Here is a 23,891-nt window from a genome sequence, read left to right as displayed (position 1 = left end):
GCTGTTGTCCCAGCCGGTTCGGCTGGCGATCCGCTCCGTGCGGCCGATCCGTTCGTCGTACGCAAGCGAGGCCCTGGCGGGCACGATCTCCGGTTTCTCACCAGTCGACGGTTTTCGATCTTCGACCGGCTTTCCGCTGATCGACTGGCGCCACTGGAGTAACTGCGTCGTGGATCTTGCTCAGCATCTGGTGGAGCCGGACGAGCTCGTTGGCCGCCCGATCAGCACATTCCAGGGCGTGCAGTGCGCCCTCATCCCGGGAACCGAGCAACATGCCCAACCCGTCGGGCCGGCCGGCTTCGTCCAGGCATTCCTGGGCGTGCACGATGCCTTGTTGACCAGTGCTGATCCCCATGAGGGCCGCGTCGACGTCAGCGAGCACCCTCTCCAGGGCCGACACAGTTCAGCCCTTGCCCGCATGAGCGCGCTGGCGTCGTCTCATGGTCGCGAGTGTGCCCGGTATCACCGACAGAACAACGGTGGCGGCCCCCGGCCGGGAGCCGCCACCGTTGTGTTTCACCCAGGTCAGGCCGATTCCAGGCCCGAGAGTTGTTCGATCACGTGGGTCACCAGGGGCGTCAGGGTGGCCATGCCGTCCCGGACCGAGGCCCGGGAACCCGCCAGGTTCACCACCAGCGTGCTGCCGGAGACCCCGACCAGGCCGCGCGACACGCCCGCCTCGACCGCGCCCGCCGCCAGGCCGGAGGCCCGCAGGGCCTCCGCGATGCCTGGGATCGGGCGGTCCAGCACGCCCGCCGTCGCGTCCGGCGTGACGTCCCGCGGCGACACCCCGGTGCCGCCGACCGTGATCACCACGTCGACCCCGCCGATCACCGCGGTGTTCAGCGCGTTGCGGATGTCCACTGTTTCCCCTGCCACCGCGACGGTGCCGTCGACGATGAAACCGGCTTCCTCCAGCAACTCGGTCACCAGCGGACCGATGTTGTCTTCCTGCTCGCCCTGGGCGACCCGGTCGTCCACCACGACGACGAGGGCCCGGCCCAACCGCTGCGCGCTGCGTTCCATGCTGGTAACCGTAGTGCCAAGGAGTGCCCCGTTCAGATCCAACGAGCCGGTGAGATCGACCATTCGCACGGCCCGCCGCGGAACCACGGTGCCTGTTTCGTCGGACATGTTCCTCCCAGTTCTGCAACGCCCTCGAGCGGTTTTCGACCGTTTTGCGAAGCCTGCGGCGCCGATCGCGCCGGGCCGCCCGGAGGGGGCAGAGCGGACCCGGCACGGTCGACGCGGAACGCGGCCGGCGAGCGGCCGCGCGTTCGGATCACCCCTTCTGGCCGGCCAGGGTGGCGTCCACGGTCCGGTCCCCGCCCGGGCCCGTGACGGTGATCGGCAGCCGATCGCCGGGCGCGTGCGAGCGGACCGCGGCGATCAGCGAGTCGGTGTCCAGGACCGCCCGGTCGCCGATCCTCGTGATGACGTCGCCGGACCGGATCCCGGCCTGCTCGGCGGGCCCGCCCGGGGTGACGTCGCGGACCTGCGCGCCCGACTGCTGCTGCGAGTTGGTGATCACCACGCCCAGCGTGGTCTGGGTGGCCGAGCCGGTGTCCTTCAGCTCGGTGGAGATCCGCTTGGCCTGGTCGATCGGGATCGCGAAGCCCAGCCCGACCGAGCCGGCCCCATCTTGGCTCGACCCAGGGCTGTAGATCGCGGAGTTGATGCCCACCACGTTGCCGTCCATGTCGACCAGCGGGCCGCCGGAGTTGCCGGGGTTGATCGCGGCGTCGGTCTGCAGCGCGTTGAGCACGGTGTCCTGGCTGCCCGACTCGCCACCGGCCCGCACCGGGCGGTCCTTGGCGCTGATGATGCCGCTGGTCACGGTGCCGGAAAGGCCGAACGGCGAGCCGATGGCCACAACCGGCGCGCCGACCGGCAGGTCGTCGCTGCGGCCGAGATCGGCCGGGGTGAGGCCGGTGATGTCGGCCTTGACCACCGCGAGGTCCGACTTCGGGTCGGTGCCGACGACCCGCACCGGCGCCGAGCGGTTGTCGTGGAACAGCGCCGTGAGCCGGCCGTTCTGGGCGCCCTCGACGACGTGGTTGTTGGTGAGGATGTAGCCGTCGCTGCTGATCACGATCCCGGAGCCCTCGCCGCCGCCGCGCGCGGTCACCAGCTGCAGCTGGACGACGCTGGGCAGCACCTTCTGCGCGACCTGCTGCACCGAGCCCACCGGTGCGGTGCTGGCGCTGCGCGCCGGGCGCGGCTGGTCCAGCGACGTCACGGCGCCCTTGTCACCGCCGAGCTGGTACCCGACGTATCCGCCGATGCCGCCGCCGACGAGGCCCGCCACCAGCGCGAGAGCCGCTGCGCCCGCGGCCAGCCCGACGAACCGGTTCCGCTGCTGCGGCACTGGGGCCGCGGCGGTGTAGCCGCCGGACGGCCAGGGCTGCGCGTGCGGGAGCTGCTGCGTCGCATGCGGCGGCTGCGCGGCGGGCTGGGGCTGCTGCGCGGCCTGGGCGTGCATTTGCTGGGGCTGTTGGTGGGGCTGCTGCGGAACCCCGGCAGGTGGCGTGTCGCCGGTGCCCGCGACAGGCCCGTCCGCCTGCGGCTTCGGTTCTTCCGGCTGCTCACCGGAGTAGCCCGGGGTGTGATCGGTCATGGCTCCACTCTGCTCCAGGCGGCTGAGAAGTCCCTGAGACTAGGCTGTGCGACAGCCTGAAAACCGGTCGGGGAACTGTGATCTGCGACCGGTCGACGCTCACCGCAGCCGGGCGGCGATCTGCTCCGGCGTGACGTCGTTGATCCACACGCCCATGCCGGATTCCGAACCGGCGAGGTACTTCAGCTTGTCCGCCGAGCGCAGCACCGAGAAGACCTCCAGGTGCAGCCACGAGAGCTCCCGGCCGGTGCGCACCGGCGCCTGGTGCCAGGCCGCGATGTAGGGCAGCGGGCGGTCGTAGAGGCCGTCGAGGCGGCGCAGGACGTCCAGGTACGTCACCGCGAAGTCATCGCGCTCCGCGTCGGAGAGCGCGGCGATGTCCGGCACCTGGCGGTGCGGCACGAGGTGCACCTCGACCGGCCACCGCGCGGCCGCAGGCACGAACGCGGTCCAGTGTTCGGAGTCGACGACCACCCGCTCGCCCGCGGCGCGCTCGGCCGCGAGCACGTCGCCCTGCACGTGCCTCCCGTGCTGCGCCAGGTACTTCTCGGCGACCTGCAGCATCTTCTCCGTCTTGGGCGTCACGAACGGATAGCCGTAGATCTGGCCGTGCGGGTGGTGCAGCGTGACCCCGATCTCCTCGCCGCGGTTCTCGAAGCAGAACACCTGCTCCACGCCGGGCGTTTCGGCCAGCGCGGCGGTGCGGTCCGCCCAGACGTCCACCACGGTGCGCACCCGGGCCGGGCTGAGCGCGCCGAACGACGAGTCGTGGTCGGCGGTGAAGCACACCACCTCGCAGCGGCCCCGCGCGGGCGAGGCCGGCACCATCGGCAATCCCTCCACAGTGGACTCATCGCCGGGAACGCCTTGCGCGAACGACGGGAACTGGTTCTCGAAGACGACGACGTCGTAGTCCGGCTCCGGGATCTCGGTGGGCCGTCCGGGCACGCTCGGGCACAGCGGGCAGAGCTCGGCCGGGGGCTTGTAGGTCCGCGTCTGCCGGTGCGCCGCGATCGCCACCCACTCGCCGGTCAGCGGGTCGCGCCGCATCTCCGACGCCGGGGCCTGCGGTGGCAGCGCCCTGGTGTCCTCGGCCAGCCGCTCCTGCGCCGGGTCGGCGTCGAAGTAGATGATCTCCCGGCCGTCGGCCAGGCGTCGCGCCGTGCGCTTCACCGCTCCTCCTCCACACCCCGCTGATCGGCCAGCAGGAGTTCGACGTGCTCGGCCAGCAGCTCGCGCGCGTCGACCGGCAGCCCCTGGTCGCTGATCAGCAGATCGACCTCGTCGAAGTCGACGATCGTGGAGATCCCGACGGTCGACCACTTGGTGCTGTCGGCGACCACGATCAGCCGCCCGGCCGCCTCGGCCAGCGCCCGGTTGGTCTCGCTCTCGTTGAGGTTCGGGGTGGTGAAGCCGGCCCGCGGCGCCATCCCGTGCACCCCGAGGAACACCAGGTCCAGGTGCAGGGAGCGCAGCGCCTGCACGGCGACCGGCCCGACCAGCGCGTCCGACGGGGTGCGGACGCCGCCGGTGAGCACCACGGTGCGGTCGGTGCGGCCGCGCTGCTGCAGGGCGTCGGCGACCCGCACCGAGTTGGTCACCACCGTCAGGTCGGCGACGTCGTCGAGGTGGCGCGCGAGCGTCCAGGTGGTCGTGCCTGCGGACAGGCCGATCGCGGTGCCCGGCCGGACCTGCTCGGCGGCCAGCCGCGCGATCGCCTCCTTCTCGGCGAGCTGGCGCACCGACTTGGCCTCGAAGCCCGGCTCGTCGGTGCTGCGGCCGATCGTCGAGGTGGCGCCGCCGTAGACCTTCTCCACCAGGCCGCGCCGGGCGAGCGCGTCGAGATCGCGGCGGATCGTCATGTCCGACACGCCGAGCCGGAGCACCAGCTCGCCGACCTGCACCGCCCCGGTGCGCCGCACCTCGTCGAGGATCACTTCCTGGCGTTGCCGCGCGAGCACAGCACCGTCCCCTCAGAGCGTCGAACGGACGCGCGGGCCCGTGAGGTGCTCCGGCCGCGCAGCCCAAGCAAACAAGAACCAACACTACCCGAACGAGCTACCGGCCGATGCCGCCTGCTCCGGCACAGCGCCCGGGGCATTGCTGTTCATTGCTGTTCGATGTACTGGGGGCTGCCCGGCAGCGTCATGCGCAGCAGCGCGCCGCCCTCGGGGGCCTCGCCCGCCCAGACCGTGCCGCCGTGCCGCTCGGCGACCTGCTTGACGATCGACAGGCCCAGCCCGGAGCCCGGCAGGGTCCGGGCGTCGGAGGAGCGGTAGAAGCGCTCGAACACGTACGGCCGGTCCGCGGCCGCGATGCCGGGGCCGCTGTCGGCGACCTCCAGCACGGTGGTGCCGCCGGTCGGCTCGGGATGCAGGTCCACCCGCACCCGGCCGCCGTCCGGGCTCCACTTCGCGGCGTTGTCCAGCAGGTTCAGCACCGCGCGCTCCAGCGCCGTCGCGTCGCCCATCATCACCCACGGCTCCAGGCGGACGTCGAACTCGATGCGCGGGGCGCGGCGCCGCGCGCGGCTCAGCGCGCGCTCCACGACGTCGACCAGGTCCACCGGCTCGTGCACGGCCTGCGGGGTGTCCTCCCTGGCCAGCTCGACGAGGTCGCCGACCAGCGCGGACAGCTCCATCACCTGGGCCTGGACGTCGGCGAACATCTCCGCCCGGTCCTGCTCGGACAGCTCCGGCGCGTCCGGCCGGGCCGAGGCCATCAGCAGCAGCTCCAGGTTGGTGCGCAGCGAGGTCAGCGGCGTGCGCAGCTCGTGCCCGGCGTCGGCCACCAGGCGTCGCTGCCGCTCCTGCGACTCGGCCAGGGCACCGAGCATCCGGTTGAAGCTGGTGGTCAACCGGGCCAGCTCGTCGTCGCCGCCGACCGGGATCGGCCGCAGGTCGCCGGTGAGCGCGACGCGCTCGGTGGCCGCCGTGAGCCGCTGCACCGGCCGCAGCCCGGCGCGTGCCACCGCCGTCCCGGCGGCCGCCGCGAGCAGGATCCCGGCGCCGCCCATCACCACCAGCACCACGCTCAGCTGCGCGAGCGTCCGCTGCGTCGGGTCCATCGACGTGGACATCACCAGCGCGGCGTTCTGCCCGGTCGGCACCGCCACCACCCGGCTGTTGGTGCGCTGATCGGTGCGCAGCGATTCCCGGGACTCGCCCTTGGCGACCGCTAGCTCGTCGACGCTCATCGGCGGCCGGTCGGCCGGGCCGACCACGACGCCGTCCGCGGAGAGCACGCTGATCTTGAAGTTCTGGGCGACGAAGAACGCCACCGGCACCTGCTGCAGGTCGGCGGTGCGCACCAGCGGGCCCTCCGCAGCCTCCACGGCGCGCTCGACGAGGTTGTCGTCCAGTTGCTGGTAGAGGCTGTCCCGCACGGTCACGAAGGCCGCGACGGACACCAGCGCCACCGCGCCGGCGACGCAGACCGCAGCCAGCCAGGTGACGCGATTGCGAAGGGAGACGCGTTGGAACCGGCCTTTCGGACGCTCCTGCGGCTCCAGGTCCGGCGGGGGCGGTGCGGGAACCGTCACGGCGGCGTCTCGCGGAGCACGTAGCCGACACCGCGGACGGTGTGGATCAGCCGCGACTCACCCTCGGCCTCGGTCTTGCGACGCAGGTACCCGATGTAGACCTCCAGGGCGTTGCCCGAGGTCGGGAAGTCGTAGCCCCACACGTCCTCCAGCAGGCGGCTGCGGGTCAGCACCTGCTTCGGGTGCGCCATCAGCAGTTCCAGCAGGGCGAACTCGGTGCGGGTCAGGCTGATCGACCGCTCGCCGCGCTGGACCTCGCGGGTACCCGGGTCCAGCTCCAGGTCGGCGAAGCGCAACGCGGCAGGCTGCTCGTCCAGTCCCGACTCGGGCGGGCTGGCGCGGCGCAGCAGGGCGCGGAGCCGGGCCAGCAGCTCTTCGAGCGCGAACGGCTTGGGCAGGTAGTCGTCGGCGCCCGCGTCGAGCCCGGCGACCCGGTCGGACACGGCGTCGCGCGCGGTGAGCACCAGGATCGGCAGATCGTCGCCGGTGCTGCGGAGGCGGCGCGCGACTTCCAGGCCGTCCAGGCGCGGCATCATCACATCGAGCACCATGGCGTCCGGGCGGTTGCCCGCCAAGAAGTCCAATGCCTGTTGACCGTCCGCAGCGAGCTCGACCTGGTATCCGTTGAACTGCAACGACCTTCGCAGCGATTCCCGCACGGCACGATCGTCGTCGACGACGAGGATGCGCATGGGCACAGTGTTACCCCTGGCCCTGAGAAGCAGCTGAGAACCCGCCGTGCGTCGCGGCACCGCGTGACATCCATCTCCAACCGAGTGCCATTCCGGCACGCACCATCACCCTGGGTGATCGCGCGCGCCGGTTCGGTCATCGCTGTTGGAAGTGCCGGATGAGCGCGCGCGGCACCAGCTTGCGCTCCCCGTCGACGACGATCGGCACCAGGTCGGGCGCGGTCGCCTTCCACCGCGCTCGGCGGTGGCGGGTGTTGCTGCGGGACATCTTCCGCTTGGGAACGGCCATGTCGGTCCTCTCGTAGTTCGGGTGGAGTGAACGGCCTGTTCACCTCTGCTACCGAGGCGAACGGGCCGTTCACCTCGAAACGGCTCGGGCGCGAGGCCGCCGGTCAGCGGGTCCGGTCGCCGTAGCGGCGGCGGAACTTCTCGACCCGGCCCTGGGTGTCGAGCACCCGCTGGTTGCCGGTCCAGAACGGGTGCGAGTAAGCGGTCACATCGATCACGATCAGCGGGTACGCGTTGCCGTCCGCCCACTCCGTCCGCACGTCGGACGTGGCGGTGGAGCGGGTCAGGAAGCGGTCGCCGGTGGTGCGGTCCTGGAACACGACCGGCCGGTATTCGGGATGGATCCCGGGTTTCACGAGTTCTCCTCCTGGGTCGTTCGAAACTGGTCGCTGCGGGACGAGCCCCGTACGAGGCGCGGCGATTTCGCGCGAAATCGCCCTCCCTCCCCGCGCCCGCTAGCGGCTGCCGGTCTCGCCGGCGGCGTCCGCGGTGGTCTCCGCCGGGTCGTCACCGCACGGATCGGTGTGCCACTCGCCGAACGGGTCGTCGTAGCTCGCCCACGCCCGCTGCCCCGCGGCGAGCTCGTCGTCGGTGAGCAGGGCGCGGCGCAGGGCGCGGACGATGTCCCGCGGATCGGCCTCGTGGACGATCACGACCAGCTCCTGCATCCGGTCGCCGTAGTAGTCGTCCCAGGTCAGCGAGGCCCTGACCTGCCGCTCGGCCGAGACGCCCGCCCAGTCGCCGGGCTCCAGCGCGGCCAGCCACGGCCCGGCGTGCGCGACGCCGAGCCCGCCGCCCGCGGACTCCACCCACAGCGCGACGTCCGGCTGGCTGGCCACCCAGACCCGGCCACGGGCGCGCACCACGCCGTCCAGCAGCACGTCGATCGCCTCGTGCAGCCGCTCCGGGTGGAACGGCCGCCGCTCCTCGAACAGCACCACCGACACTCCCGCGTCGGCGTCCAGCGACGGCTGTCCGCGCAGCAACCGGCCCTGCGGCCCGTCGACCGCACCGCGCCGCGCGTCGGCGGGCACCTCGGCCAGCAGCGCGGACAGCTCCAGGTCGTCCAGGTGCGCCGCAGGGGCGTTGGGCGTGAGCCGGGCGATCACCGCCTCGGTGCGCACCTGGTTCCACCGGTCGCCGGCGCGGCCGGCGAGCACGATGGCGTCCGCGAACTCGACCTGCCCCACCGCGACCTGGGCGACGGTGCGCTCGTCGTCGGCGCTGCCGGCGAGGCCGCGCTCGACGAGCTCCTCCTCGCCGGTCGCGTCGGCCAGCCAGGTGGCCAGGTCGACCGTGGTGACGACGGCTCCGACGTCGACGTCGTCGACCAGCGGGCGATCGTCCACCAGGACGTTCTGCAGCGCCCAGCAGATCGTTTCGGGTTCCAGCGCCGGATCGAGCTGTACGACGATCCGCGCCACGCCAGGCGTGGCGGCCAGCCTGCGCAGCAGCGGCAGCATGTCGAGGCGCAGGGTGCAGGACACGCAGCCGTGCGCCAACTCCAGCACCTCGGTGGTCTCGGCGTCTCCGTGCCGGACCAGGCGCCGGACCACGCCCTGGGTGACTTCACGCAGGTCGTGGTGCACGAGCGCGGTGCCCATCGGGTCTTCGCGCCACGCCGCTCCGGCTGCCGCCGCGACCTGCTCCGCGCGGATCCCGGCCACCATGATCAGCGGAGTCCGCCGGTTCGCGGACGACTCGGTTCCCATCCCCACCTCAATCGACAATGGTTTTCATCTGACGCGGACACACGCTACCCTCGTCGGTAGCAAAATGAAAATGGATGTCATTATCGAGAGGAAGGTCATGTCCATCCGCTGCCAGGTGACCGGGAAGAAACCCGGCTACGGCAACCAGGTCTCCCACTCCCACCACCGCACCCGCCGCCGCTGGCTGCCCAACGTGCAGCGGAAGCGCTACTGGCTGCCGTCCGAAGGCCGCTGGATCCGGCTGCGGGTTTCGGCGAAAGGAATGAAGACCATCGAGAAGCAGAGCATCGAGGCCGTGGTGGCCGCGATGCGAGCGCGAGGGGAACGCGTCTGATGACCAAGAGCACCGACGTCCGCCCGGTGGTCAAGCTGCGATCCACCGCAGGCACCGGCTTCACGTACGTGACCACCAAGAACCGCCGGAACAACCCGGACCGCCTGGTCCTGCGCAAGTACGACCCGGTGGCCCGCAAGCACGTGGAATTCCGCGAAGAACGCTGAGCGATGGGCTTCCAGGCTCGCCTCGCGCGGCGATGCGAGTTGCGCGGGCGGGCCCAGCGGCAGTGCCGCTTGCTTGCCGGGAGCCGTCCTCCCATCCCCCTGTCGCTGCTCGTGAGTGGTTGTGCCGGTTCTTGCCGGAGCCATCGCTCACGAGCGAATACCGAAAGGAACGGCCGAGTGGCCAAGAAGTCCAAGATCGCGCGCAACGAGCAGCGCCGCGAGATCGTCGCCCGGTACGCGCAGCGGCGGGCCGAGCTGAAGCAGATCATCGTCGCGCCCGGCAGCAACCCGGAGGAACGCGTTGCCGCTCAGCGCGAGCTGCAGCGCCAGCCTCGTGACGCCAGCCCGGTTCGCCTGCGCAACCGGGACGCCGTCGACGGGCGTCCGCGCGGCTACTTCCGCAAGTTCGGCGTCTCCCGGGTGCGGCTGCGCGAGCTGGCGCACGCCGGCGAGCTGCCCGGCGTGACGAAGTCGAGTTGGTGAGCCGTGGTGCACAACGACCGGCGCAGCGTGCGCCGCAAGCCGAACCTGCTCCAGCGCGAAGGCGTCGTCCAGGTGGATTGGAAGGACACCGCGCTGCTGCGGAAGTTCATCTCCGACAGGGGCAAGATCCGCTCCCGTCGCGTCACCGGCCTGACCGTGCAGGAGCAGCGCGAGGTGGCGCGGGCGATCAAGAACGCCCGCGAGATGGCCCTGCTCCCCTACCCCGCGAACGGCCGGAAATGAACCATTTGACCAGGTAGATGCTCGTGAGCGGTTTGGAGCGCCATGGCACTCCAAACCGCTCACGACACCTGAGCAGGCAAAACCCTCCGCCGGTGCCCCTCCCCCCGCGGCCTTCGGCGCCAGCGGCAGGATGGTCGGCAATGACGATCGCCGGACGCGCCTCCAAGTTGACCGACACCGCCCCCGCAGCCGACCTCTACGACGTGATCAACCGCCGCCGCGACGTGCGCCGGGAGTTCACCGGAGCCGCGCTCCCCGACCCGATGCTGCGCAGAGTGCTGACCGCCGCGCACAGCGCGCCCAGCGTCGGACTATCCCAGCCGTGGGACTTCGTCCTGGTCCGCGACGACACCACCCGCCGCGCCTTCCGCGAGCACGTGCTGGCCGAACGCAGCGTCTTCGCCGCCCGGCTCGACGGGGAACGCGCCGAGACCTTCGCCAAGATCAAGGTCGAGGGCATCGTGGAATCGTCGCTGGGCATCGCCGTCACCTACGACCCGAACCGCGGCGCACCGCAGGTGCTCGGCCGCCACGCGATCGCCGACGCCGGCCTGTACTCGGTGTGCCTGGCCATCCAGAACCTGTGGCTGGCCGCCACCGCCGAGGGACTGGGCGTCGGCTGGGTCAGCTTCTACCGCGAGGAGTTCCTCCGCCGGCTGCTGGGCATTCCGCAGGGAGTGCGCCCGGTGGCATGGTTGTGCGTAGGGCCGGTGCGATCCCTGGCCGACACGCCGGACCTGGAGCGGCACGGCTGGCGACAGCGATTGCCGCTGGAACAGGTCGTGCACTACGACAAGTACGGACAAGGTCGCAGCCGGTAGCCTGGACGCGAAACCGCTTCGGCACGCGGTTCCACTTCGACTAGGTGCGCTCCTGCGAGGACGCGGTGCAGCAGGATGATCCGCTGATGGTCGGCCACCTGCCGACCCACGACCGCCACGTGCGGCTGTTGCTGGACTCCGGCCGCTTCGCCGAGGCGAACGCGGCGTTCGACGAGCTGATCCAGGCCGGGGCCAGCGACGTCGGCGAGCACTGGAACCGCCCGACCGTGCTGGTGCACCGGGCGTCGCTGGCGTGGCGGCTGGGACGCATCCCGCTCGCCCTGGAACTGATCGCCGAGGGCTGGACCGATCTCGACGTCGACCGCCCGGACGGCTCGGCGGCCGCGCACACCATCAGCATGCTCGGCTACCTGCTGGAGACCATCGGCCACCGCGGCCCGGCGCTGGAGCTGATGGCGCTGTCGGTGCAGATCGCCCGCGACTCCGACGACCAGGCGGCGCTGGCGCACTGCCTGAGCCGGGAGGGCAACGCCCGGGTGTTCCGCGCCGTGACCCGACCCGACGAGACCAGCAGGGCGCAGTTCGAGCTGGCCCGCGACCTTTTCGACGAGGCGCAGGGGCTGGCCAAGCCCGGGCAGGTGAAACGCGCGGCGCTGGCCGGGTTCGCGCGGTCGCTGGCCGGCGTCGGCGAGACGGCCGCCGCCGAGCGGGCCGCCCTGGAGGCGCTGGCGCTGGGGCGCGGCGCCGACGACTGGTTCACCACGGCGATAGCGAACTGGGTGCTGGCGGTGGTGCGCCGCGAGCAGAACCGGCTGGAGGAGGCCCGCACCTTCGCCAGCCGTGCGCTGGAAGGCGCCGGAACGATCCGCGACACCATGCTGATGATGCAGTTCTCCCTCGACCTCGCGGCGATCTGCGAGGCGCTGTCCGACCCGGTCGGCGAGTCCGCCGCGCTGCGGCGAACGGTCGCCGCGAGCAGCACGGCGGTGGACGTGCTGCAGGAGGGCTTGGGGCAGGCGCTGGAGCAGCGCCGGGTGGCCGTGCAGGCGCAGCGCATGGCGTTGGCCGCCCGCGAAGCCGCGCTGCGCGACCCGCTGACGGGCCTCACCAACCGCCTCGGCCTGGAACGGCGCGCGCCAATGCTGCTGGAGAGCACTGCGGCGGCCGGCCGGGTGCCGTGGCTGTTGCTGCTGGACGTGGACTGGTTCAAGGACGTCAACGACCTCGCCGGGCACACCGCGGGCGACGTGGTGCTGCAGGAGGTCGCGAACCTGCTGCGCCGCGAATGCCGCGGCGACGACCTCATCTGCCGCTGGGCGGGCGACGAGTTCGTGGTGCTGCTCGTCGACGCCACCGAGGAGTCCCGCGACGCCGGGCCGATCGTCGCCGAGCGGATCCGCGCCTCAGTGCAGCGGCACGACTGGCGGCTGGTGCTCGGGCGGCTCACCAAGGCGCCGACGGTGAGCATCGGCGTCGCGGCGGGTCCGGCGAACCTGGAGCACCTGTTCGCCGCCGCCGACATCGCGCTGTACCGGGCGAAGAGGGGCGGGCGCAACCGGTGGGAGATCGATGGCGACCGGACCGCGGACAGCTCGACCACGAGTTGAGGCGCATCCGGCTCGATTAGGATCGATCGCCATGTCCACCGCGCCGCGATCCCCGAGCGACGGTTTTTCCCTGCGCGGCAAGGTAAAATCGACACCGGAAGCCCGGAAGCCCGGAAGCCCGGAAGCCCGGAAGCCCGGAAGCCCGGAAGCCCGGAAGCCCGGCGGTGGGCCATGCCGTCCGCTGAGCCGCAGCGGGCGGAGCGCTGGGACACCGCGCCGGTGGAGCGCCGGGTGCTCGGCGTCGTGCGAACCCTGACGGCGCTGGATCGCCTGCTGGACGTGCTCCCAGTGCTCGCCGACGACATGCGGGTGGAGACGCGCTTCGCGGTGGCGGCGGGCTCGGAGTTCGCCGCGAACCTCACCGACCAACTGCACCGCACGCAGGCCCGGGTCGCGGACTGGGAGCAGGCCATCGGCAAGGACTTCGACCTCGCGATCTCGCCGAGCGGCAACGGCCCGCTGCACGAGCTGGAGATGCCGGTGCTGACGCTGCCGCACGGCGCCGGGCACCACAAGCTCCGCGCCACGGAATCCGGTGTGGCGGAAGAGGTTTCGGGCCTGTCCGCCGCGCAGCTGATGCACGAGGGCCGGGTGGTCCCGGCGGTCGTCGGCCTCTCCCACCCGAGCCAGCTGATCGCGCTGCGGCGCGACTGCCCGGCAGCAGCCCCGCGCGCCGAGGTGATCGGCGATCCCTGCTTCGCGCGCCTGCAGGCCAGCCTGCCGATGCGCGAGCAGTACCGCGCGGCCCTCGGCACCGGCAGGCGGAAGCTCGTGGTCCTCGCCTCTACCTGGGGCCCGCATTCGCTGTTCGGCCGGCAGGGCGGGCTGGCCCGCGATCTGGTCGCCGCGTTGCCGGCCGACTACCAGGTCGCCCTGGTGCTGCACCCGAACATCTGGAGCAGGCACGAGGGCCTGCAGATCCGGACCTGGTTGCAGGCCGCCCTGCGGGACGGGCTCGTCCTGGTGCCCAGGCTGCGCAAGTGGCAGGCCGCGCTGGTCGCCGCGGACGTGGTGATCTCGGATCACGGCTCGCTGTCGTGCTACGCCGCAGCGCTGGGAAAACCGCTGCTGCTAGCGGCTTTCGGCACCGGCGAGGTGGTGCCCGGCTCCCCGATGGCGCTGCTGGGCGAGCGGGCGAAGCGCCTGGACACAACCGGAGACCTGCGGGCGCAGATCGACTCGGCGCGACCGGTCCCGGACCACCAGCAGCTCGCGGACCTGGCCTTCCAAGACCGCGCCTGCGAACGCCTGCGCGGCCTCATCTACCGGCAGCTGGACCTCCCGGAGCCGCCGTGGCCCGCCCCGGCGGCGCCGGTGGACCTGTTCAGCCCCGGCTGACGCGCCTCACCCGTCGCCGAGCTTGCGGGCCACCCGCTCCGCCTTCGGGCTCTCGGCCTGCTCGTAGATCTCCAGCGCTTCCGCCAGGCATTCCCGCGCGCCCGGCTGCCCGGTCGCGGTGAGCGAGTCGGCGATCAGCTCCAACGGCTCGGCGAGGTCGAAGGATGCCTGCCGTTCCCGCGTCGCGGCGATGACCTCGCGAAGCGCCGAAACGGCCTGCTCGTGCTGCCCGAGCGCCTGGTGGGCCCGAGCCGTCGCGACGCCGATCCGGCCGGGCGTCCGCGTGTCCTCGGGGAATTCCGCGAGCCGGTCCAGGGCGGTCCCCAGCACGGTCAGGGCCTCGTCGTGCCGGCCGAGCCCGGACAGCGACTTGCCCATCAGGTACTCCTGCAGCGCCATGCCGCGACGCCGCCCCAGCTCCTCGTTGAGCCGCCGGGCCCGCTCGAAGTTCCCGATGGCCTCGGCGAATTCGTCGCGCGCGTGCAGCACCTTGCCCTGGAACTCCAGTGCGGAGGCCAGGATTCGCCGATGTCCGGCCCGCTCGGCCGCGGCGACCGCCTTAGCGCACTCCTCGTGCGCCTCGTCGAGCTCGCCGCACTCCATCAACAGCTGACCGCGCAGGCTCCGCATCCGCGCTTCCGCGACGGGGTCCTCGATCGCCGCTGCGGACTCGATGGCCGATGCCAGCGCCTGCAGCGTGTCGGAGTAGTGCTTGTGCTGGTTGTGCAACGCCCACAGTGGACCGTCGCAGAGCGCGATCACGTCGACGTGCAATTCGCTTTCGCCGGCCAGCCGCACCATGCCGAGGATGTTGACGCGCTCGCGCTCCAACCATTCCAGCGCTTCTTCCCGCGTGCCGAACGGGTTCTCCCCGTCGACCTCGTCGTCCACGACGCGGAGCCGACTGGGTTCCATCACCATCCGATCGGCGAACGCGCCCTGCCGCCGATACCACCCGACGAGGCGCCGCAACGCATCGTCGCGCCTCGCGGCGCCGAGCGCCCGAGCGGCTTCGGAGGCGTGCTCGCCCACGAGATCGTGAAGGAGGAACTGCTCTTGGTCGTTCTCTTCCACCAGACAAGTCCTGTGCAACTCGGCGAGACGGGATTCGGCATCGAACTCGGCGAGATCGGCTAACGCCGCCACCGCCCCCGCCGAGAACACCGCGCCGGGGAACACCCCGAGCCACGCGTATAGCTCCGCTTCGGCCCGCGGGAGCTGCCCGACCGCCAGGTCGAGCGCCGCGAACGCCTCGTGGAGGTGATCGCGCCGCCTCCGCTTGTCGGACAGTTCCCGAACCGCCCGCGCGATGCTCCAGGACGTCCGGCGCCGGAGCATCCCGGCCACCAGGCGAAGGACATGCGGCAGCCTGCCGCACCGGTCCACGAGCTCCGCGGCAGCGACCGGCTCCGCATCGATCCGCTCCCGGAGGCCGCTCCGCCGCAGGTAGTCGAGGGCATGGCCGGGTCCGAGCGCGGTCAGCCGAATGGGCCGAACGCCGTCCAGCACCAGGTCTGCGGCGTCGTGGTGGCTCGTGCAGAGCACCACGCTCTCCGACGAGGCGGGCAGCAGCTTCGCAACGTGCGCGAGGTCGCCCACGTTGTCGAAGAAGAACAGCAGCTTCCGGCCCTTGGTCTTGGTGCGCAGCAGGGCGATCTTGTCGTCGTCCGACAGCGGAATCCGGTCCCCGGCCACGCCGAGCGAACGCAAGCAGTGCTCGGCGGCCTCACCGAGCGACCGCTGCCCGAGCCCGAAGTCGAACCGAACCTGGCCGTGCTCGAACGAATCGATCACCCGATGCGACCAGTAAGTGCCCAGGGCGCTCTTGCCGACCCCGCGAATCCCGCTGATCACGGCGCACCCGGCCCGAGCCCCGCGAGCCTCGGCGAGCAAAGCGTCGAGCGCCTCGCGCTCCGGCTCCCGGTCGACGAAGTTGACCGGCTCCGGCAACAGCTGCCCGGGCGCCTCCGGTGCCTGCTGCTCGTGGAAGTGCACGCCGCCGTGGATGGCCCCGGCCTGCACGAGGTTGCGCACCGGACCGCTGTTCTCGTTGCCCATACACCCACCCCAGTGGCGCCGAACGGTAACGATCACCTGACGATACGCGACGGAAGCCTGCGACAGGCGGGACGCAGGGGACGCCAACCGGGTGTCGGAGGACCCCGACGAGCCAGGTACGCTCCGAGAGAGGTCGAAGACCAAGCCCTCGTAGCTCAGGGGATAGAGCACCGCTCTCCTAAAGCGGGTGTCGCAGGTTCGAATCCTGCCGGGGGCGCAAGCCAGATCAGCCAGCTGACCTGCGGCGGGACGCCAGATCGATGATCTTGGCGTCGCCGGTAGAACCCCCAAATGGGGCAAAATGGGGGCAGCGTCGGGCTCCTGCTCCCCGTCGAGGGCTGCGGCGACCGCCGCCCACCGCTCGGGTTTCGCCTCGGCGAGTGCGCGCACCGCCGCGGCGATCACATCGGAACTCAGCTCATCCGGAGTCGGTTCCGGGCCTCCGATGATGTCGCGCACCTGTGCCCAGCGGGCATCCGCCAGGTGCGCGTAGCGCATGGTGGTCCGTCCACGACTTGTGGCCCAACAACGCCGACACCATCTCGACGCCGGCACCATCCTGGATCAGCCACGACGCGTACGCGTGCCGCATGTCGTGCGGCGTGACTCCCGCCAGCCCCGCGCGCTCCGCGACGGAGTCCCAGTGCCGACGACGCACGTTCCCGTAGTTCAGCGGCGTTCCGACCTTGGACGCCAGCAACAACGCCCCGGTGCAACGTCCCCCACCGCGGTGGCGGGCCCGGCATCGCTTCGGCTGATTCCGCTCCACGTAGTCGTCGATGCGGCCGGCTAGACGCCTGGTGATCGGCACACCTCTGCGACGTCGCCCCTTCGGGTAGGGCTTGATCTCATTGCTGTGCTTGTCCCAGACCTCTTGCACCTGGATCACGAGTCGCTTGGTGTCGACGCGTTCCAGGTGCAGCCCGGCGAGTTCGCCCCATCGCAGACCGGTCTCGGTGCCGATGTCGATCAGCAGATCGATTTGTTCGCTGTCCTCTGCTGCGACTTCGCGAAACCGTGCCACCTCGGCGCGCGTCATGAAGTACTCGTCGTCCGCGGTGACCGTCTCCAGTTTGATCCCGGCGCTCGGCGAGACCGCGAGCAGGCGCCTGTCGACCGCACCCCGGAGCGTGGTGCCGAACGTGGTGACGATCTTGTTGATCGTGCGGGGTGCGAGCAGCTTTGGCTCCTCTCCCTTCTTTGTGCCCTTGGCCTGCGTTTTTCGGAGCAGCTTCACCCACGACTTGATTGCGTCGGACTCGATTTCATCGAGCGGCACCGCACCCCAATGGGGTCGGATGTGCTGCTCGATGCAGGACACAGCACGAGCTCGGGTTGACGGTTCTGCCGTCCAGTCGCCTAACCACTGGTCGACCCAGCTGCCCCAGGGCATACGCGCGCCGTCCAGGTTGATCGCGCCTGGTCTGCGCTGGCTGTTCTCGGCCTCGTGCGCCTCGCGTTTGGCCTCTGCGGGCTGGCTGAACGTTCCCCTGACATAACGGATGGTTCCACCGCGATCGCGGTACGCGCCGCGGTAGCGCCCGTTCGGTCGTTTCTCTGACCATGCCATGCAAACACCTCCTTTTCTGTTGCGAGAAAAGAAAAAGCGCGCCTGCGTGGGCGCGCTCAGATTGCGTGCCGGCTACTCGGTGGCGCCCTTGTCGAGTAGGTCACGAAGCGTGATCGCTTGGTCCGTCGTGAGTTCGATCGGTTCGACCCCGGCGGCCCCCTCAAGGGTCAGCGTCACGAGGTGTTCTCGGCGGGGTGATCGGTGATGTTCGGTGCAGACCTGGATCGACCAATGCGGATTGCGCGTGCTCGCGTACCCGATCTGCCGGACCTGTGCACCGTCCGATTCGCTGTCCCCGCTCACTTGCCTCTGCCCCATTCCATCGTGGACTCCTAATGCCCTATGCGCATTGGAGCACGCGAACGAGTGTTCGAGCACTAGCCGGAACGGGGGACCCCGTGCGCTCATCATCACCTCTGCCTGCGGTAACAATTACGAACCCTGGGACGATTCGCCCAAAAGTTCGAGTTCGGCAAGTCGGCGCGCCACCTCGCGACCGAGCTCGTCGGCCGAGAAGTCGCGCAGACTGACCGGCGCCGGAAGCCCGCCAGGCACCTCATGAGGAAGCAGAATCCCGGCCGCCACAAGCCCGTGCCAGATCGGGCGATCAAGGTACTCGCAGACAGTGCGCACGGCATCGACGCCGACACCACCCTTGCCAGTGGCCCAACGGCTCACGCGCGTGTGGTCGATGCCAGTGCCCCTGATCAAGTCAGCACGAGTTAGGCCGCGTTCGTCGAGCTGGCGCTCGACCCACTTCCACCATGTGCTCATGCGCACATAGTAGGAGCTTGCACGCACGCACAGGCAGCCCTTCGAGGCGTAGACCACTCTCCGAGCTGAATTACACCCATGTAATTACTCCGTGCGGACGCGCACATTTGATGCGTGTGCGCGCACGCACGTGCTACCGTGCGCTCATGCACATCGCATCGGCCCCGAAATCGGGCCCTATCCACATCCGCACCGACGCGCTCAACCAGCGCCGGGCCGCCGCAGGGCTTCACAGCAACTACGCGCTCGCCCGAGCAATGGGCGTGCAGCACACCACCGTCAATCGCGTCCTGTCCGGCCGTATCGCCCCGGGCCCGGTCGTGATCGCCGGGCTGCTCCGCGCATTGCCTGGCGCTCGCTTCGAAGACCTCTTCGCGATCGACGCCGCCAAGGACGCGGCGTGAGCTGGCTGACCCCCGCCGACGTCGCGGACCACACCGGGCACCACGTGGTCACCGTCTACCGGGCGCTGGAATCCGGCCAACTCCACGGCCACCAGCCGCGCCGCGGAGCACGTTGGCGGATCGCCGAACCCGTCGCTGATGCGTGGGTGACCGGCCTTCCTCAAACCGATGCCTGCGGCTGCACGACCACCTTGGCTCGCGGGCGCAAAACCGCCTAGCCCCAACAAAAACGCGGGCCGCCGCTCCCCTCCAAGAGCGCGGCGACCCGCTACCACGAGAGATAGGAGCTCTCAATGGCTGCAACAAAGCCTATCCCGCCGGAAACCGACGCCGAACGCACCGACGTCTCGTCGACCTTCCTTGAGGCCCTGAACGTGTTCATCGTGTCCCGCTCCCACGCCGACCACGACTTGGTCGAGCAGGACAACCGCGCATGGCTCACACTGCCCGGCCGCAACTGCGCCGGCGGCAACTGGACCCCCTGCGTCGAGCCCGGGGCGTGGGAAGTGCGCGGCTACGTCGACCGCGCGTTCTGCACCTACCACGCGGCGGCGCGGCTGCGGATCGCCGACCAGCTCGCGGCGGTGACCCGGTGACCGCCGTCGAGTCCGCCCCGCTGCTGTACGGCCCGGTGCTGCTGCCGCTGCTCGGCGCCCCGTGCGCCGTCTGCGCCCACCCCGCCCGCTACGTCGACAGCGACCGCCACGTGATCCACAACGACCTGCGGCTGCGCCCCTGCCAGCTGCCGCCGAACCCCACCCCGCCCGCTGTGACCACCGATCTTGCCGAGGTGACCCGATGACCCACACCGACACGCTCGCCCAGCAGCAGGCCGCCGGCCTGCGCGCCCTCGCCGACATGATCGAGGCACACCCCGAAATTCCGGCTACCTACCTCGACGGATTCTTCGGCATCAACGTGTGGAATCCGAAGAGCGCCGAGGAGATGGCCGCGATCGCCCGCGCCGCGTTGAAGCACGGCGCGAAGGTTGAGAAGGACATCGGCGAGACCCTCTACAACCTCACGATCTCGTGGGGACCGTTCAAGGCAAAGGCTCTCGGCAACCGCGGCGCGGTGTGTGAGCGGGTGGTCACCGGCACGGAGACCGTGACGCGGAAGGTGCCGGATCCGTCGGTCGTAGTGCCGCTGGTCGAGGTCACCGAAGAGGTCGAAACGGTCGAGTGGCGGTGCGCTCCGCTGCTGGCCGCCGACGCCGAGGCGGTGTCGGCATGAGCATCCCAACCCGCCCCGCACCGCCCGGACTCACCCTCGAAACGCCGCCGTGCGCGATGTGCAGCGAGGAAACCAACGCGAGCCCCGATCGAACCTTCGACTGCGAAGACTGCGAGTGCTCGTGGAGCGCCGACAACCCCGAGCAGCCCGGCGAATGGTGGGAGCCCGAAGCGGCACAGTGCCGCGCCACCCGCAAGCCCTACAGCCACCACACACAGCTCGACCCCGAAATCCGCGATCAAGTCTTCCGCTGCCTGCTGCACGAAGGACACGCCGGGAAGTGGCACTACGCCGAAGACATCGGATGGACAGGGGGTAAGGCATGACCACCACCGACCGGCTCGACGAGATTAAGGCCCGCGCCGCCGCCGCGACCCCCGGCCCCTGGGGCTGGTTCGGCAACACCGACGTGCGACACATCTATCTGTCCACGAAGTACTGGGGCAGGCAGATCGTGATGGACTTCGCCCGCTGGGGGATGCAGTCCGCTCGCCCTCGCTTCGCCGACGGCCGCACGTTCAGCCACAGCCCGCAGAGCTGGCACGACTTCGGTAGCTCCGGACTCATGGCCGACGCCGACCAGATCGCCCGCTTCGAGGTCGCCCCGAACGCCCACAGCCGCAAGGATCCCGCGGTCTACCGGGCCGACATCAGCGGCATCCGTAACCCCGACGCGACGTTCATCGAGCACAGCCGCGCCGACATCGACTGGCTCGTGGCCGAGGTCGAACGGCTGCGCGCCGCGATCGCCGCAGTGCGCAAGCTGCACCAGCCCGACGAGTACGGCAACTGCCCCGCATGCGGGGTCGACGCCTACGAGGACCCGATCCCGTGTCCCTGCGTCACCGTGCGGGCCCTCGACGAAGACCCGGTGGCGGCGTCGTGAGCGCGCTCGTCGTGACCTTCGCACAGCCGGCCGCCTGCCCGCTGTGCGAGGGCCGCCGAGCCGTCGAGGTTCAGCCCCTCGACGGCCGGGCCCCGGCCCACATCGCCTGCCCGCTCTGCGCCACCCCCGAACCCCTCCACTGCTGCCTCGCGCCGCGAAAGGACTTCCGAGCATGACCAGGACCAGCCCCCGCGAACGGCTCGTGCGGGGAATCGTGCGGGTGGACTACCCGAACTACCACCGCTACAAGATCGACGGGAAGTGGGCGATCGGTGTCACGACCGCGTTGAAGGGCATCCCGAAGGACGACGCGCTGAAGCGCTGGGCCGCCCGCCTGGTGGCCGAGCACGCGGTGACGAACATCTGGGATCTCAAGCGGATGATCGACAGGGACGGCAACGGCCCCGCGATCAGCTACCTCAAGGAACTTCCGAACGAGCGTCGCGACGCGGCCCGCGTGCGCGGTACCGAGGTTCACGCGTTGGCCGAGCGCTACATCAAGGGCGACGAGATCGAGGTGCCCGAACACCTCGAACCGTACGTGCGCGGATATGCCGCCTACATCGAGGACTTCAACCCCACGACCGTCCACGAAGAACTCGCCGTCGCCAACCGGACCCACGGCTACGCGGGCACCCTCGACTCGATCCAGGACATCCCCGCCTTGGGCCGGGTGTTGGTGGACTACAAGACCAGCAACGGAATCTACGGCGAGTACGCGCTGCAGGTCGCTGCCTACCGCCACGCCGAGGTCTTCCTTGATGCCGACGGCGTCGAGCAGCCGATGATCCCCGTGGATGCCGCCTACATCTTGCACATCCAGCCCGATGACTACCAGCTGATCCCGGTGCAGGCCGATGGCGAGGCGTTCGCGAAGTACCTCGCCGCGCAGGCCAACTACGTGTCCAACGTGCAGGGCCGCAAGCTGGACAAGCTGATCGGCGCCCCGCTGACGCGGCCGGTGGGTGATGCCGCGTGAGCACGGACTTCGACGCCGAGACCTACAACGACGTCGCGACCCGCATCGTCGAGTTCCGGGAGAAGTACCCGGCCGGCTCGCTGCGACCTGCCGACCCTGCGGTGCCGTACCGGATCGAGCAGTTGGGCGAGCAGATCTACATCGTGGTCGTGGCCGCCGCCTACCGATCGCCTCACGACCAGCTGCCGGGCATCGGTATGGCCTACGAGCCGTTCCCCGGCCGCGACGACTACACCAAGGACGCCGAGTTGCAGAACGCGGAAACCTCGGCGTGGGGGCGGGCGATCGTCGCCGCGCTCGCCGCCGACACCCGGCGCGGCATCGCCTCGGCCGAGGAGACCAGCGGCCGGGGGTCGGCTCGGCTGCTGGAACTCAAGCGCGCGATCTGGGCCAAAGCCGAAGAACGCGGCTGGATCCACGGCGACGACTACCGGTCGCTTGCGGAGAACTTCACCGCGTGGAGCAAGGGCGGCGACTTCACCAGCGCCGACGAGACGACGCTGCGCGACTACCTCAAGCACCTCGAACCGAAGCGCACCATGCGCCGCAGCAACGGAGGGGACCAGTGAAGCCCTCACCGAACACGCCGAGCGCGATCACCGGCGATTTCCTGCGCCACGGAACGAAAGCCCTCGACCTCCACTACGCCGAGGATGTCTCGTTGGAGACCGCCCGCGACTTGCTGCGGGCCCTGGTGCCCGTCAACGCGCTGGCCATCGTCGCGCTCATGGCCGAGCTGGAGCAGATCGCACCGGACCGCGCGCGCCGAGTCGCTGAACGGCTTGGCAGAGCGTGGGAAGCGGGCGACGACGTGTGGGAACTCCTGCACGAATGGCACGACCAGCACGCACGCGGCATTCCGGTCGGCTTCCACCCGACTGCCACGCTCGGTATGGAGGTTCGCCGGTGAGCGCCGGGCAGCTCGCGCTGGGCCTGGCCGACCGGCACGAGGGGCAGGCCGCCGCACTCGCGGCGGCCACCGCCGGCCACCGCGACTACCGACACCGGCTCGAAACCGCGCTCGCCGAGCTCGTCGCCGCCCGCACGCCGTTCACCGCCGACGACATCCGCCAGGCCGCCGGGGAACCCGACGAGGACCGCCCGAACCTACTTCCGTCGGTCATCGGCTGCGCCGCCCGGGATGGGCTGATCGTCCGCTGCGGCGACTACGCCAGCCAACGACGGGCGCGCCGCGGATCCCGCAACGGAACCTGGATCGCTGCGACCGCATCGGAGTCAGCCGCATGACCGCGCCAGACGCGCCGCTGAACCCGGTGCAGATCGAGCAGAACATCCGCGCCTGTGCCGAGCGCATCCACAAGGGCGTCACCGTCACCACTGACGCCGAGCGCGAAGCGAAGCGGCTGCGACGGGAGTACGACGCCGCGCACTCGCGCGCCTACCTCGCGCACGAGGGCCCTGCGCACGAAAAGAAGTACGCCGCCGAGCTCGCCACCCAAGACGAGCGGGAAGCGGCGGAGACCGCCGAAATCGCGCAGCGGTACGCCGAGCGCACCGCCCGCGCCGTCGAGGCCGAGCTGCGTGCCTGGCAGTCCGTCGGCGCCTCGGTGCGGCTGATGTACGGCGTCGAGACCGGGGTGGGCCGATGAGCATCGACTACGACGAGGTGTGGAACCGCGCCCGCGAGGGCTCCCCGTTCTCGAACGGCACCGAGGGCTACGGCTGGATGGCGGCGTGGTGCGACAACTGCCTGCGCGATGCCCCGTTCCGCAACGGCATCAGCAACAACGGCTGCCCGATCATCCTCGTTGCCCAGCTCGGCCGTACCCCGGCCGAATTCCTCGACGGGCCGCGCGACGAACACGGCCGGTACTCGATCGGGCAGCAGTACACCTGCATCGAATACCGCGCGCCTGGCGACGGCGGCGGCGAACCGCGGCCGAAGCCTGAACCGCGTGGCATGGATGGGCTTTTCGAGCGGCCGGAGCGTGGCACCCGGATGTTCTTGCAGCCGTCCCGGGTCGAGGTGCCGGCATGAGCAAGGCCCTGACTGCCCGCACCCGCGAAATCGTGACGCAGCGCGCTGATCGTGGCGGCTGGCCAGTGTGCGAACGCTGCGGAACCCACCGCGGCGCAAACCTGCACCACCGGCGTCCCCGGCAGATGGGCGGCAGCACCGACCCGGCCACCAACACCGCGTCGAACCTGCTGCTGCTGTGCGG

34 protein-coding genes and 1 tRNA gene are annotated in these 23,891 nt (G+C 70.6%); 22 read left to right on the top strand and 13 right to left on the bottom strand.

Annotated elements, in window-relative coordinates; all coding sequences use genetic code 11:
* Positions 1-97: 97 nt before the first annotated feature.
* The 10 genes from BLW84_RS14960 to mrf all read right to left on the bottom strand — a co-directional run bounded on the left by BLW84_RS14960 (position 98) and on the right by mrf (position 8,850).
* Positions 98-382: a hypothetical protein gene (locus BLW84_RS14960; RefSeq protein ID WP_143060953.1), complete on the bottom strand. Its 285-nt coding sequence runs from the start codon at positions 380-382 to the stop codon at positions 98-100.
* Positions 383-525: 143 nt separating this feature from the next.
* Positions 526-1,026 carry a MogA/MoaB family molybdenum cofactor biosynthesis protein gene (locus BLW84_RS14955; protein WP_093266051.1) on the bottom strand — a complete coding sequence of 167 codons (501 nt, stop codon included), beginning with the start codon at positions 1,024-1,026 and terminating at the stop codon, positions 526-528.
* A gap of 256 nt (positions 1,027-1,282) precedes the next feature.
* Positions 1,283-2,617, bottom strand: coding sequence for a S1C family serine protease (locus tag BLW84_RS14950; RefSeq protein ID WP_177226479.1), 1,335 nt, complete (start codon positions 2,615-2,617; stop codon positions 1,283-1,285).
* Positions 2,618-2,716: 99 nt separating this feature from the next.
* Entirely contained in the window at positions 2,717-3,790 is a 1,074-nt protein-coding gene (gene galT, locus BLW84_RS14945) for a galactose-1-phosphate uridylyltransferase (protein ID WP_093265832.1), read from the bottom strand.
* The gene (locus BLW84_RS14940; RefSeq protein WP_093265830.1) at positions 3,787-4,578 is read right to left on the bottom strand and encodes a DeoR/GlpR family DNA-binding transcription regulator; all 792 of its coding nucleotides are present in this window, start codon (positions 4,576-4,578) and stop codon (positions 3,787-3,789) included. The genes galT and BLW84_RS14940 overlap by 4 nt, the downstream gene beginning before the upstream one ends.
* A gap of 146 nt (positions 4,579-4,724) precedes the next feature.
* The gene (locus tag BLW84_RS14935) at positions 4,725-6,158 is read right to left on the bottom strand and encodes a HAMP domain-containing sensor histidine kinase (RefSeq protein WP_093265829.1); all 1,434 of its coding nucleotides are present in this window, start codon (positions 6,156-6,158) and stop codon (positions 4,725-4,727) included.
* Positions 6,155-6,850, bottom strand: a complete 696-nt coding sequence (locus BLW84_RS14930; RefSeq protein WP_093265827.1) for a response regulator transcription factor — start codon at positions 6,848-6,850, stop codon at positions 6,155-6,157. The genes BLW84_RS14935 and BLW84_RS14930 overlap by 4 nt, the downstream gene beginning before the upstream one ends.
* A 136-nt stretch (positions 6,851-6,986) precedes the next feature.
* Entirely contained in the window at positions 6,987-7,139 is a 153-nt protein-coding gene (gene rpmF, locus BLW84_RS14925; RefSeq protein ID WP_093265825.1) for a 50S ribosomal protein L32, read from the bottom strand.
* 103 nt (positions 7,140-7,242) lie between these two features.
* Entirely contained in the window at positions 7,243-7,494 is a 252-nt protein-coding gene (locus BLW84_RS14920) for a type B 50S ribosomal protein L31 (RefSeq protein WP_093265824.1), read from the bottom strand.
* A gap of 99 nt (positions 7,495-7,593) precedes the next feature.
* Complete coding sequence (mrf, locus tag BLW84_RS14915) at positions 7,594-8,850, bottom strand: ribosome hibernation factor-recruiting GTPase MRF (RefSeq protein WP_093265822.1); 1,257 nt, start codon at positions 8,848-8,850, stop codon at positions 7,594-7,596.
* Between the two features lie 97 nt (positions 8,851-8,947).
* Here mrf and rpmB point away from each other — a divergent pair, with 97 nt between their 5' ends.
* The 7 genes from rpmB to BLW84_RS14880 all read left to right on the top strand — a co-directional run bounded on the left by rpmB (position 8,948) and on the right by BLW84_RS14880 (position 13,804).
* Positions 8,948-9,184, top strand: a complete 237-nt coding sequence (gene rpmB, locus BLW84_RS14910) for a 50S ribosomal protein L28 (protein WP_093265821.1) — start codon at positions 8,948-8,950, stop codon at positions 9,182-9,184.
* The gene (gene rpmG, locus BLW84_RS14905; protein ID WP_093265819.1) at positions 9,184-9,351 is read left to right on the top strand and encodes a 50S ribosomal protein L33; all 168 of its coding nucleotides are present in this window, start codon (positions 9,184-9,186) and stop codon (positions 9,349-9,351) included. Before rpmB ends, rpmG begins: the two co-directional genes overlap by 1 nt.
* Before the next feature lie 177 nt (positions 9,352-9,528).
* Positions 9,529-9,834 (top strand): 30S ribosomal protein S14, encoded by a 306-nt coding sequence (gene rpsN / locus BLW84_RS14900; protein WP_093265818.1) that lies wholly within the window; start codon positions 9,529-9,531, stop codon positions 9,832-9,834.
* A gap of 3 nt (positions 9,835-9,837) precedes the next feature.
* The gene (rpsR, locus tag BLW84_RS14895; protein WP_093265816.1) at positions 9,838-10,077 is read left to right on the top strand and encodes a 30S ribosomal protein S18; all 240 of its coding nucleotides are present in this window, start codon (positions 9,838-9,840) and stop codon (positions 10,075-10,077) included.
* 140 nt (positions 10,078-10,217) lie between these two features.
* Positions 10,218-10,898, top strand: a complete 681-nt coding sequence (gene bluB, locus BLW84_RS14890; protein ID WP_093265815.1) for a 5,6-dimethylbenzimidazole synthase — start codon at positions 10,218-10,220, stop codon at positions 10,896-10,898.
* 86 nt (positions 10,899-10,984) lie between these two features.
* Positions 10,985-12,466: a GGDEF domain-containing protein gene (locus tag BLW84_RS14885; protein ID WP_093266048.1), complete on the top strand. Its 1,482-nt coding sequence runs from the start codon at positions 10,985-10,987 to the stop codon at positions 12,464-12,466.
* Between the two features lie 171 nt (positions 12,467-12,637).
* A complete protein-coding gene (locus tag BLW84_RS14880) occupies positions 12,638-13,804 on the top strand; it encodes a hypothetical protein (protein ID WP_093265813.1) in 1,167 nt (388 codons plus the stop codon).
* Between the two features lie 6 nt (positions 13,805-13,810).
* On the opposite strand, the gene BLW84_RS14875 is transcribed toward BLW84_RS14880, so the two are convergent.
* Complete coding sequence (locus tag BLW84_RS14875; RefSeq protein WP_093265811.1) at positions 13,811-15,862, bottom strand: NB-ARC domain-containing protein; 2,052 nt, start codon at positions 15,860-15,862, stop codon at positions 13,811-13,813.
* A 144-nt stretch (positions 15,863-16,006) separates the two neighbouring features.
* Here BLW84_RS14875 and BLW84_RS14870 point away from each other — a divergent pair.
* Positions 16,007-16,079, top strand: a tRNA-Arg gene (locus BLW84_RS14870).
* Between the two features lie 201 nt (positions 16,080-16,280).
* Here BLW84_RS14870 and BLW84_RS14865 read toward each other — a convergent pair.
* Positions 16,281-17,432 carry a tyrosine-type recombinase/integrase gene (locus BLW84_RS14865; protein ID WP_093265810.1) on the bottom strand — a complete coding sequence of 384 codons (1,152 nt, stop codon included), beginning with the start codon at positions 17,430-17,432 and terminating at the stop codon, positions 16,281-16,283.
* Positions 17,433-17,864: 432 nt separating this feature from the next.
* Positions 17,865-18,206, bottom strand: coding sequence for a helix-turn-helix domain-containing protein (locus BLW84_RS14855; protein WP_143060952.1), 342 nt, complete (start codon positions 18,204-18,206; stop codon positions 17,865-17,867).
* A gap of 146 nt (positions 18,207-18,352) precedes the next feature.
* Here BLW84_RS14855 and BLW84_RS14850 point away from each other — a divergent pair, with 146 nt between their 5' ends.
* The 14 genes from BLW84_RS14850 to BLW84_RS14785 form a co-directional block, all read left to right on the top strand.
* Entirely contained in the window at positions 18,353-18,610 is a 258-nt protein-coding gene (locus BLW84_RS14850) for a helix-turn-helix domain-containing protein (RefSeq protein WP_245761149.1), read from the top strand.
* Positions 18,607-18,828, top strand: a complete 222-nt coding sequence (locus BLW84_RS14845; protein WP_093265805.1) for a helix-turn-helix domain-containing protein — start codon at positions 18,607-18,609, stop codon at positions 18,826-18,828. Before BLW84_RS14850 ends, BLW84_RS14845 begins: the two co-directional genes overlap by 4 nt.
* 75 nt (positions 18,829-18,903) lie before the next feature.
* Complete coding sequence (locus tag BLW84_RS14840; RefSeq protein WP_093265804.1) at positions 18,904-19,206, top strand: hypothetical protein; 303 nt, start codon at positions 18,904-18,906, stop codon at positions 19,204-19,206.
* The gene (locus BLW84_RS14835; protein ID WP_093265802.1) at positions 19,203-19,412 is read left to right on the top strand and encodes a hypothetical protein; all 210 of its coding nucleotides are present in this window, start codon (positions 19,203-19,205) and stop codon (positions 19,410-19,412) included. Before BLW84_RS14840 ends, BLW84_RS14835 begins: the two co-directional genes overlap by 4 nt.
* Entirely contained in the window at positions 19,409-19,843 is a 435-nt protein-coding gene (locus BLW84_RS14830; protein WP_093265801.1) for a hypothetical protein, read from the top strand. The genes BLW84_RS14835 and BLW84_RS14830 overlap by 4 nt, the downstream gene beginning before the upstream one ends.
* Positions 19,840-20,169: a hypothetical protein gene (locus tag BLW84_RS14825; RefSeq protein WP_143060951.1), complete on the top strand. Its 330-nt coding sequence runs from the start codon at positions 19,840-19,842 to the stop codon at positions 20,167-20,169. The genes BLW84_RS14830 and BLW84_RS14825 overlap by 4 nt, the downstream gene beginning before the upstream one ends.
* Positions 20,166-20,729, top strand: coding sequence for a hypothetical protein (locus tag BLW84_RS14820; protein WP_177226477.1), 564 nt, complete (start codon positions 20,166-20,168; stop codon positions 20,727-20,729). Before BLW84_RS14825 ends, BLW84_RS14820 begins: the two co-directional genes overlap by 4 nt.
* Before the next feature lie 172 nt (positions 20,730-20,901).
* On the top strand, positions 20,902-21,708 hold the full coding sequence (locus BLW84_RS14815; RefSeq protein ID WP_093265798.1) for a hypothetical protein: 807 nt from the start codon (positions 20,902-20,904) through the stop codon (positions 21,706-21,708).
* On the top strand, positions 21,705-22,277 hold the full coding sequence (locus BLW84_RS14810) for a hypothetical protein (RefSeq protein ID WP_093265796.1): 573 nt from the start codon (positions 21,705-21,707) through the stop codon (positions 22,275-22,277). Before BLW84_RS14815 ends, BLW84_RS14810 begins: the two co-directional genes overlap by 4 nt.
* The gene (locus BLW84_RS14805; protein ID WP_093265794.1) at positions 22,274-22,618 is read left to right on the top strand and encodes a hypothetical protein; all 345 of its coding nucleotides are present in this window, start codon (positions 22,274-22,276) and stop codon (positions 22,616-22,618) included. Before BLW84_RS14810 ends, BLW84_RS14805 begins: the two co-directional genes overlap by 4 nt.
* On the top strand, positions 22,615-22,956 hold the full coding sequence (locus tag BLW84_RS14800; RefSeq protein ID WP_093265793.1) for a hypothetical protein: 342 nt from the start codon (positions 22,615-22,617) through the stop codon (positions 22,954-22,956). Before BLW84_RS14805 ends, BLW84_RS14800 begins: the two co-directional genes overlap by 4 nt.
* A complete protein-coding gene (locus BLW84_RS14795; protein ID WP_093265791.1) occupies positions 22,953-23,318 on the top strand; it encodes a hypothetical protein in 366 nt (121 codons plus the stop codon). The genes BLW84_RS14800 and BLW84_RS14795 overlap by 4 nt, the downstream gene beginning before the upstream one ends.
* Positions 23,315-23,707, top strand: a complete 393-nt coding sequence (locus tag BLW84_RS14790; RefSeq protein ID WP_093265790.1) for a hypothetical protein — start codon at positions 23,315-23,317, stop codon at positions 23,705-23,707. The genes BLW84_RS14795 and BLW84_RS14790 overlap by 4 nt, the downstream gene beginning before the upstream one ends.
* The coding region (locus BLW84_RS14785; RefSeq protein WP_143060950.1) for an HNH endonuclease signature motif containing protein at positions 23,704-23,891 on the top strand (188 nt) is incomplete at its 3' end. The genes BLW84_RS14790 and BLW84_RS14785, both read left to right, overlap by 4 nt.

This window comes from Saccharopolyspora shandongensis (assembly GCF_900106995.1).
GTDB classification, from domain to species: domain Bacteria; phylum Actinomycetota; class Actinomycetes; order Mycobacteriales; family Pseudonocardiaceae; genus Saccharopolyspora; species Saccharopolyspora shandongensis.
This window is presented reverse-complemented; position numbering and strand designations above follow the sequence as displayed.

Excerpts from the sequence above, each read along its gene's own strand:
- rpmG (WP_093265819.1), top strand. The coding sequence starts at position 9,184 with ATGACCAAGAGCACCGACGTCCGCCCGGTGGTCAAGCTGCGATCCACC.
- BLW84_RS14950 (WP_177226479.1), bottom strand. The coding sequence starts at position 2,617 with ATGACCGATCACACCCCGGGCTACTCCGGTGAGCAGCCGGAAGAACCG.
- BLW84_RS14855 (WP_143060952.1), bottom strand. The coding sequence starts at position 18,206 with ATGAGCACATGGTGGAAGTGGGTCGAGCGCCAGCTCGACGAACGCGGC.
- BLW84_RS14930 (WP_093265827.1), bottom strand. The coding sequence starts at position 6,850 with ATGCGCATCCTCGTCGTCGACGACGATCGTGCCGTGCGGGAATCGCTG.
- BLW84_RS14885 (WP_093266048.1), top strand. The coding sequence starts at position 10,985 with ATGGTCGGCCACCTGCCGACCCACGACCGCCACGTGCGGCTGTTGCTG.
- BLW84_RS14795 (WP_093265791.1), top strand. The coding sequence starts at position 22,953 with ATGACCGCGCCAGACGCGCCGCTGAACCCGGTGCAGATCGAGCAGAAC.
- bluB (WP_093265815.1), top strand. The coding sequence starts at position 10,218 with ATGACGATCGCCGGACGCGCCTCCAAGTTGACCGACACCGCCCCCGCA.
- BLW84_RS14840 (WP_093265804.1), top strand. The coding sequence starts at position 18,904 with ATGGCTGCAACAAAGCCTATCCCGCCGGAAACCGACGCCGAACGCACC.
- BLW84_RS14955 (WP_093266051.1), bottom strand. The coding sequence starts at position 1,026 with ATGGAACGCAGCGCGCAGCGGTTGGGCCGGGCCCTCGTCGTCGTGGTG.
- rpmB (WP_093265821.1), top strand. The coding sequence starts at position 8,948 with ATGTCCATCCGCTGCCAGGTGACCGGGAAGAAACCCGGCTACGGCAAC.
- BLW84_RS14830 (WP_093265801.1), top strand. The coding sequence starts at position 19,409 with ATGACCCACACCGACACGCTCGCCCAGCAGCAGGCCGCCGGCCTGCGC.
- BLW84_RS14880 (WP_093265813.1), top strand. The coding sequence starts at position 12,638 with ATGCCGTCCGCTGAGCCGCAGCGGGCGGAGCGCTGGGACACCGCGCCG.
- BLW84_RS14790 (WP_093265790.1), top strand. The coding sequence starts at position 23,315 with ATGAGCATCGACTACGACGAGGTGTGGAACCGCGCCCGCGAGGGCTCC.
- rpmF (WP_093265825.1), bottom strand. The coding sequence starts at position 7,139 with ATGGCCGTTCCCAAGCGGAAGATGTCCCGCAGCAACACCCGCCACCGC.
- BLW84_RS14850 (WP_245761149.1), top strand. The coding sequence starts at position 18,353 with ATGCACATCGCATCGGCCCCGAAATCGGGCCCTATCCACATCCGCACC.
- BLW84_RS14875 (WP_093265811.1), bottom strand. The coding sequence starts at position 15,862 with ATGGGCAACGAGAACAGCGGTCCGGTGCGCAACCTCGTGCAGGCCGGG.
- BLW84_RS14825 (WP_143060951.1), top strand. The coding sequence starts at position 19,840 with ATGAGCATCCCAACCCGCCCCGCACCGCCCGGACTCACCCTCGAAACG.
- BLW84_RS14815 (WP_093265798.1), top strand. The coding sequence starts at position 20,902 with ATGACCAGGACCAGCCCCCGCGAACGGCTCGTGCGGGGAATCGTGCGG.
- BLW84_RS14865 (WP_093265810.1), bottom strand. The coding sequence starts at position 17,432 with ATGGCATGGTCAGAGAAACGACCGAACGGGCGCTACCGCGGCGCGTAC.
- BLW84_RS14820 (WP_177226477.1), top strand. The coding sequence starts at position 20,166 with ATGACCACCACCGACCGGCTCGACGAGATTAAGGCCCGCGCCGCCGCC.
- mrf (WP_093265822.1), bottom strand. The coding sequence starts at position 8,850 with ATGGGAACCGAGTCGTCCGCGAACCGGCGGACTCCGCTGATCATGGTG.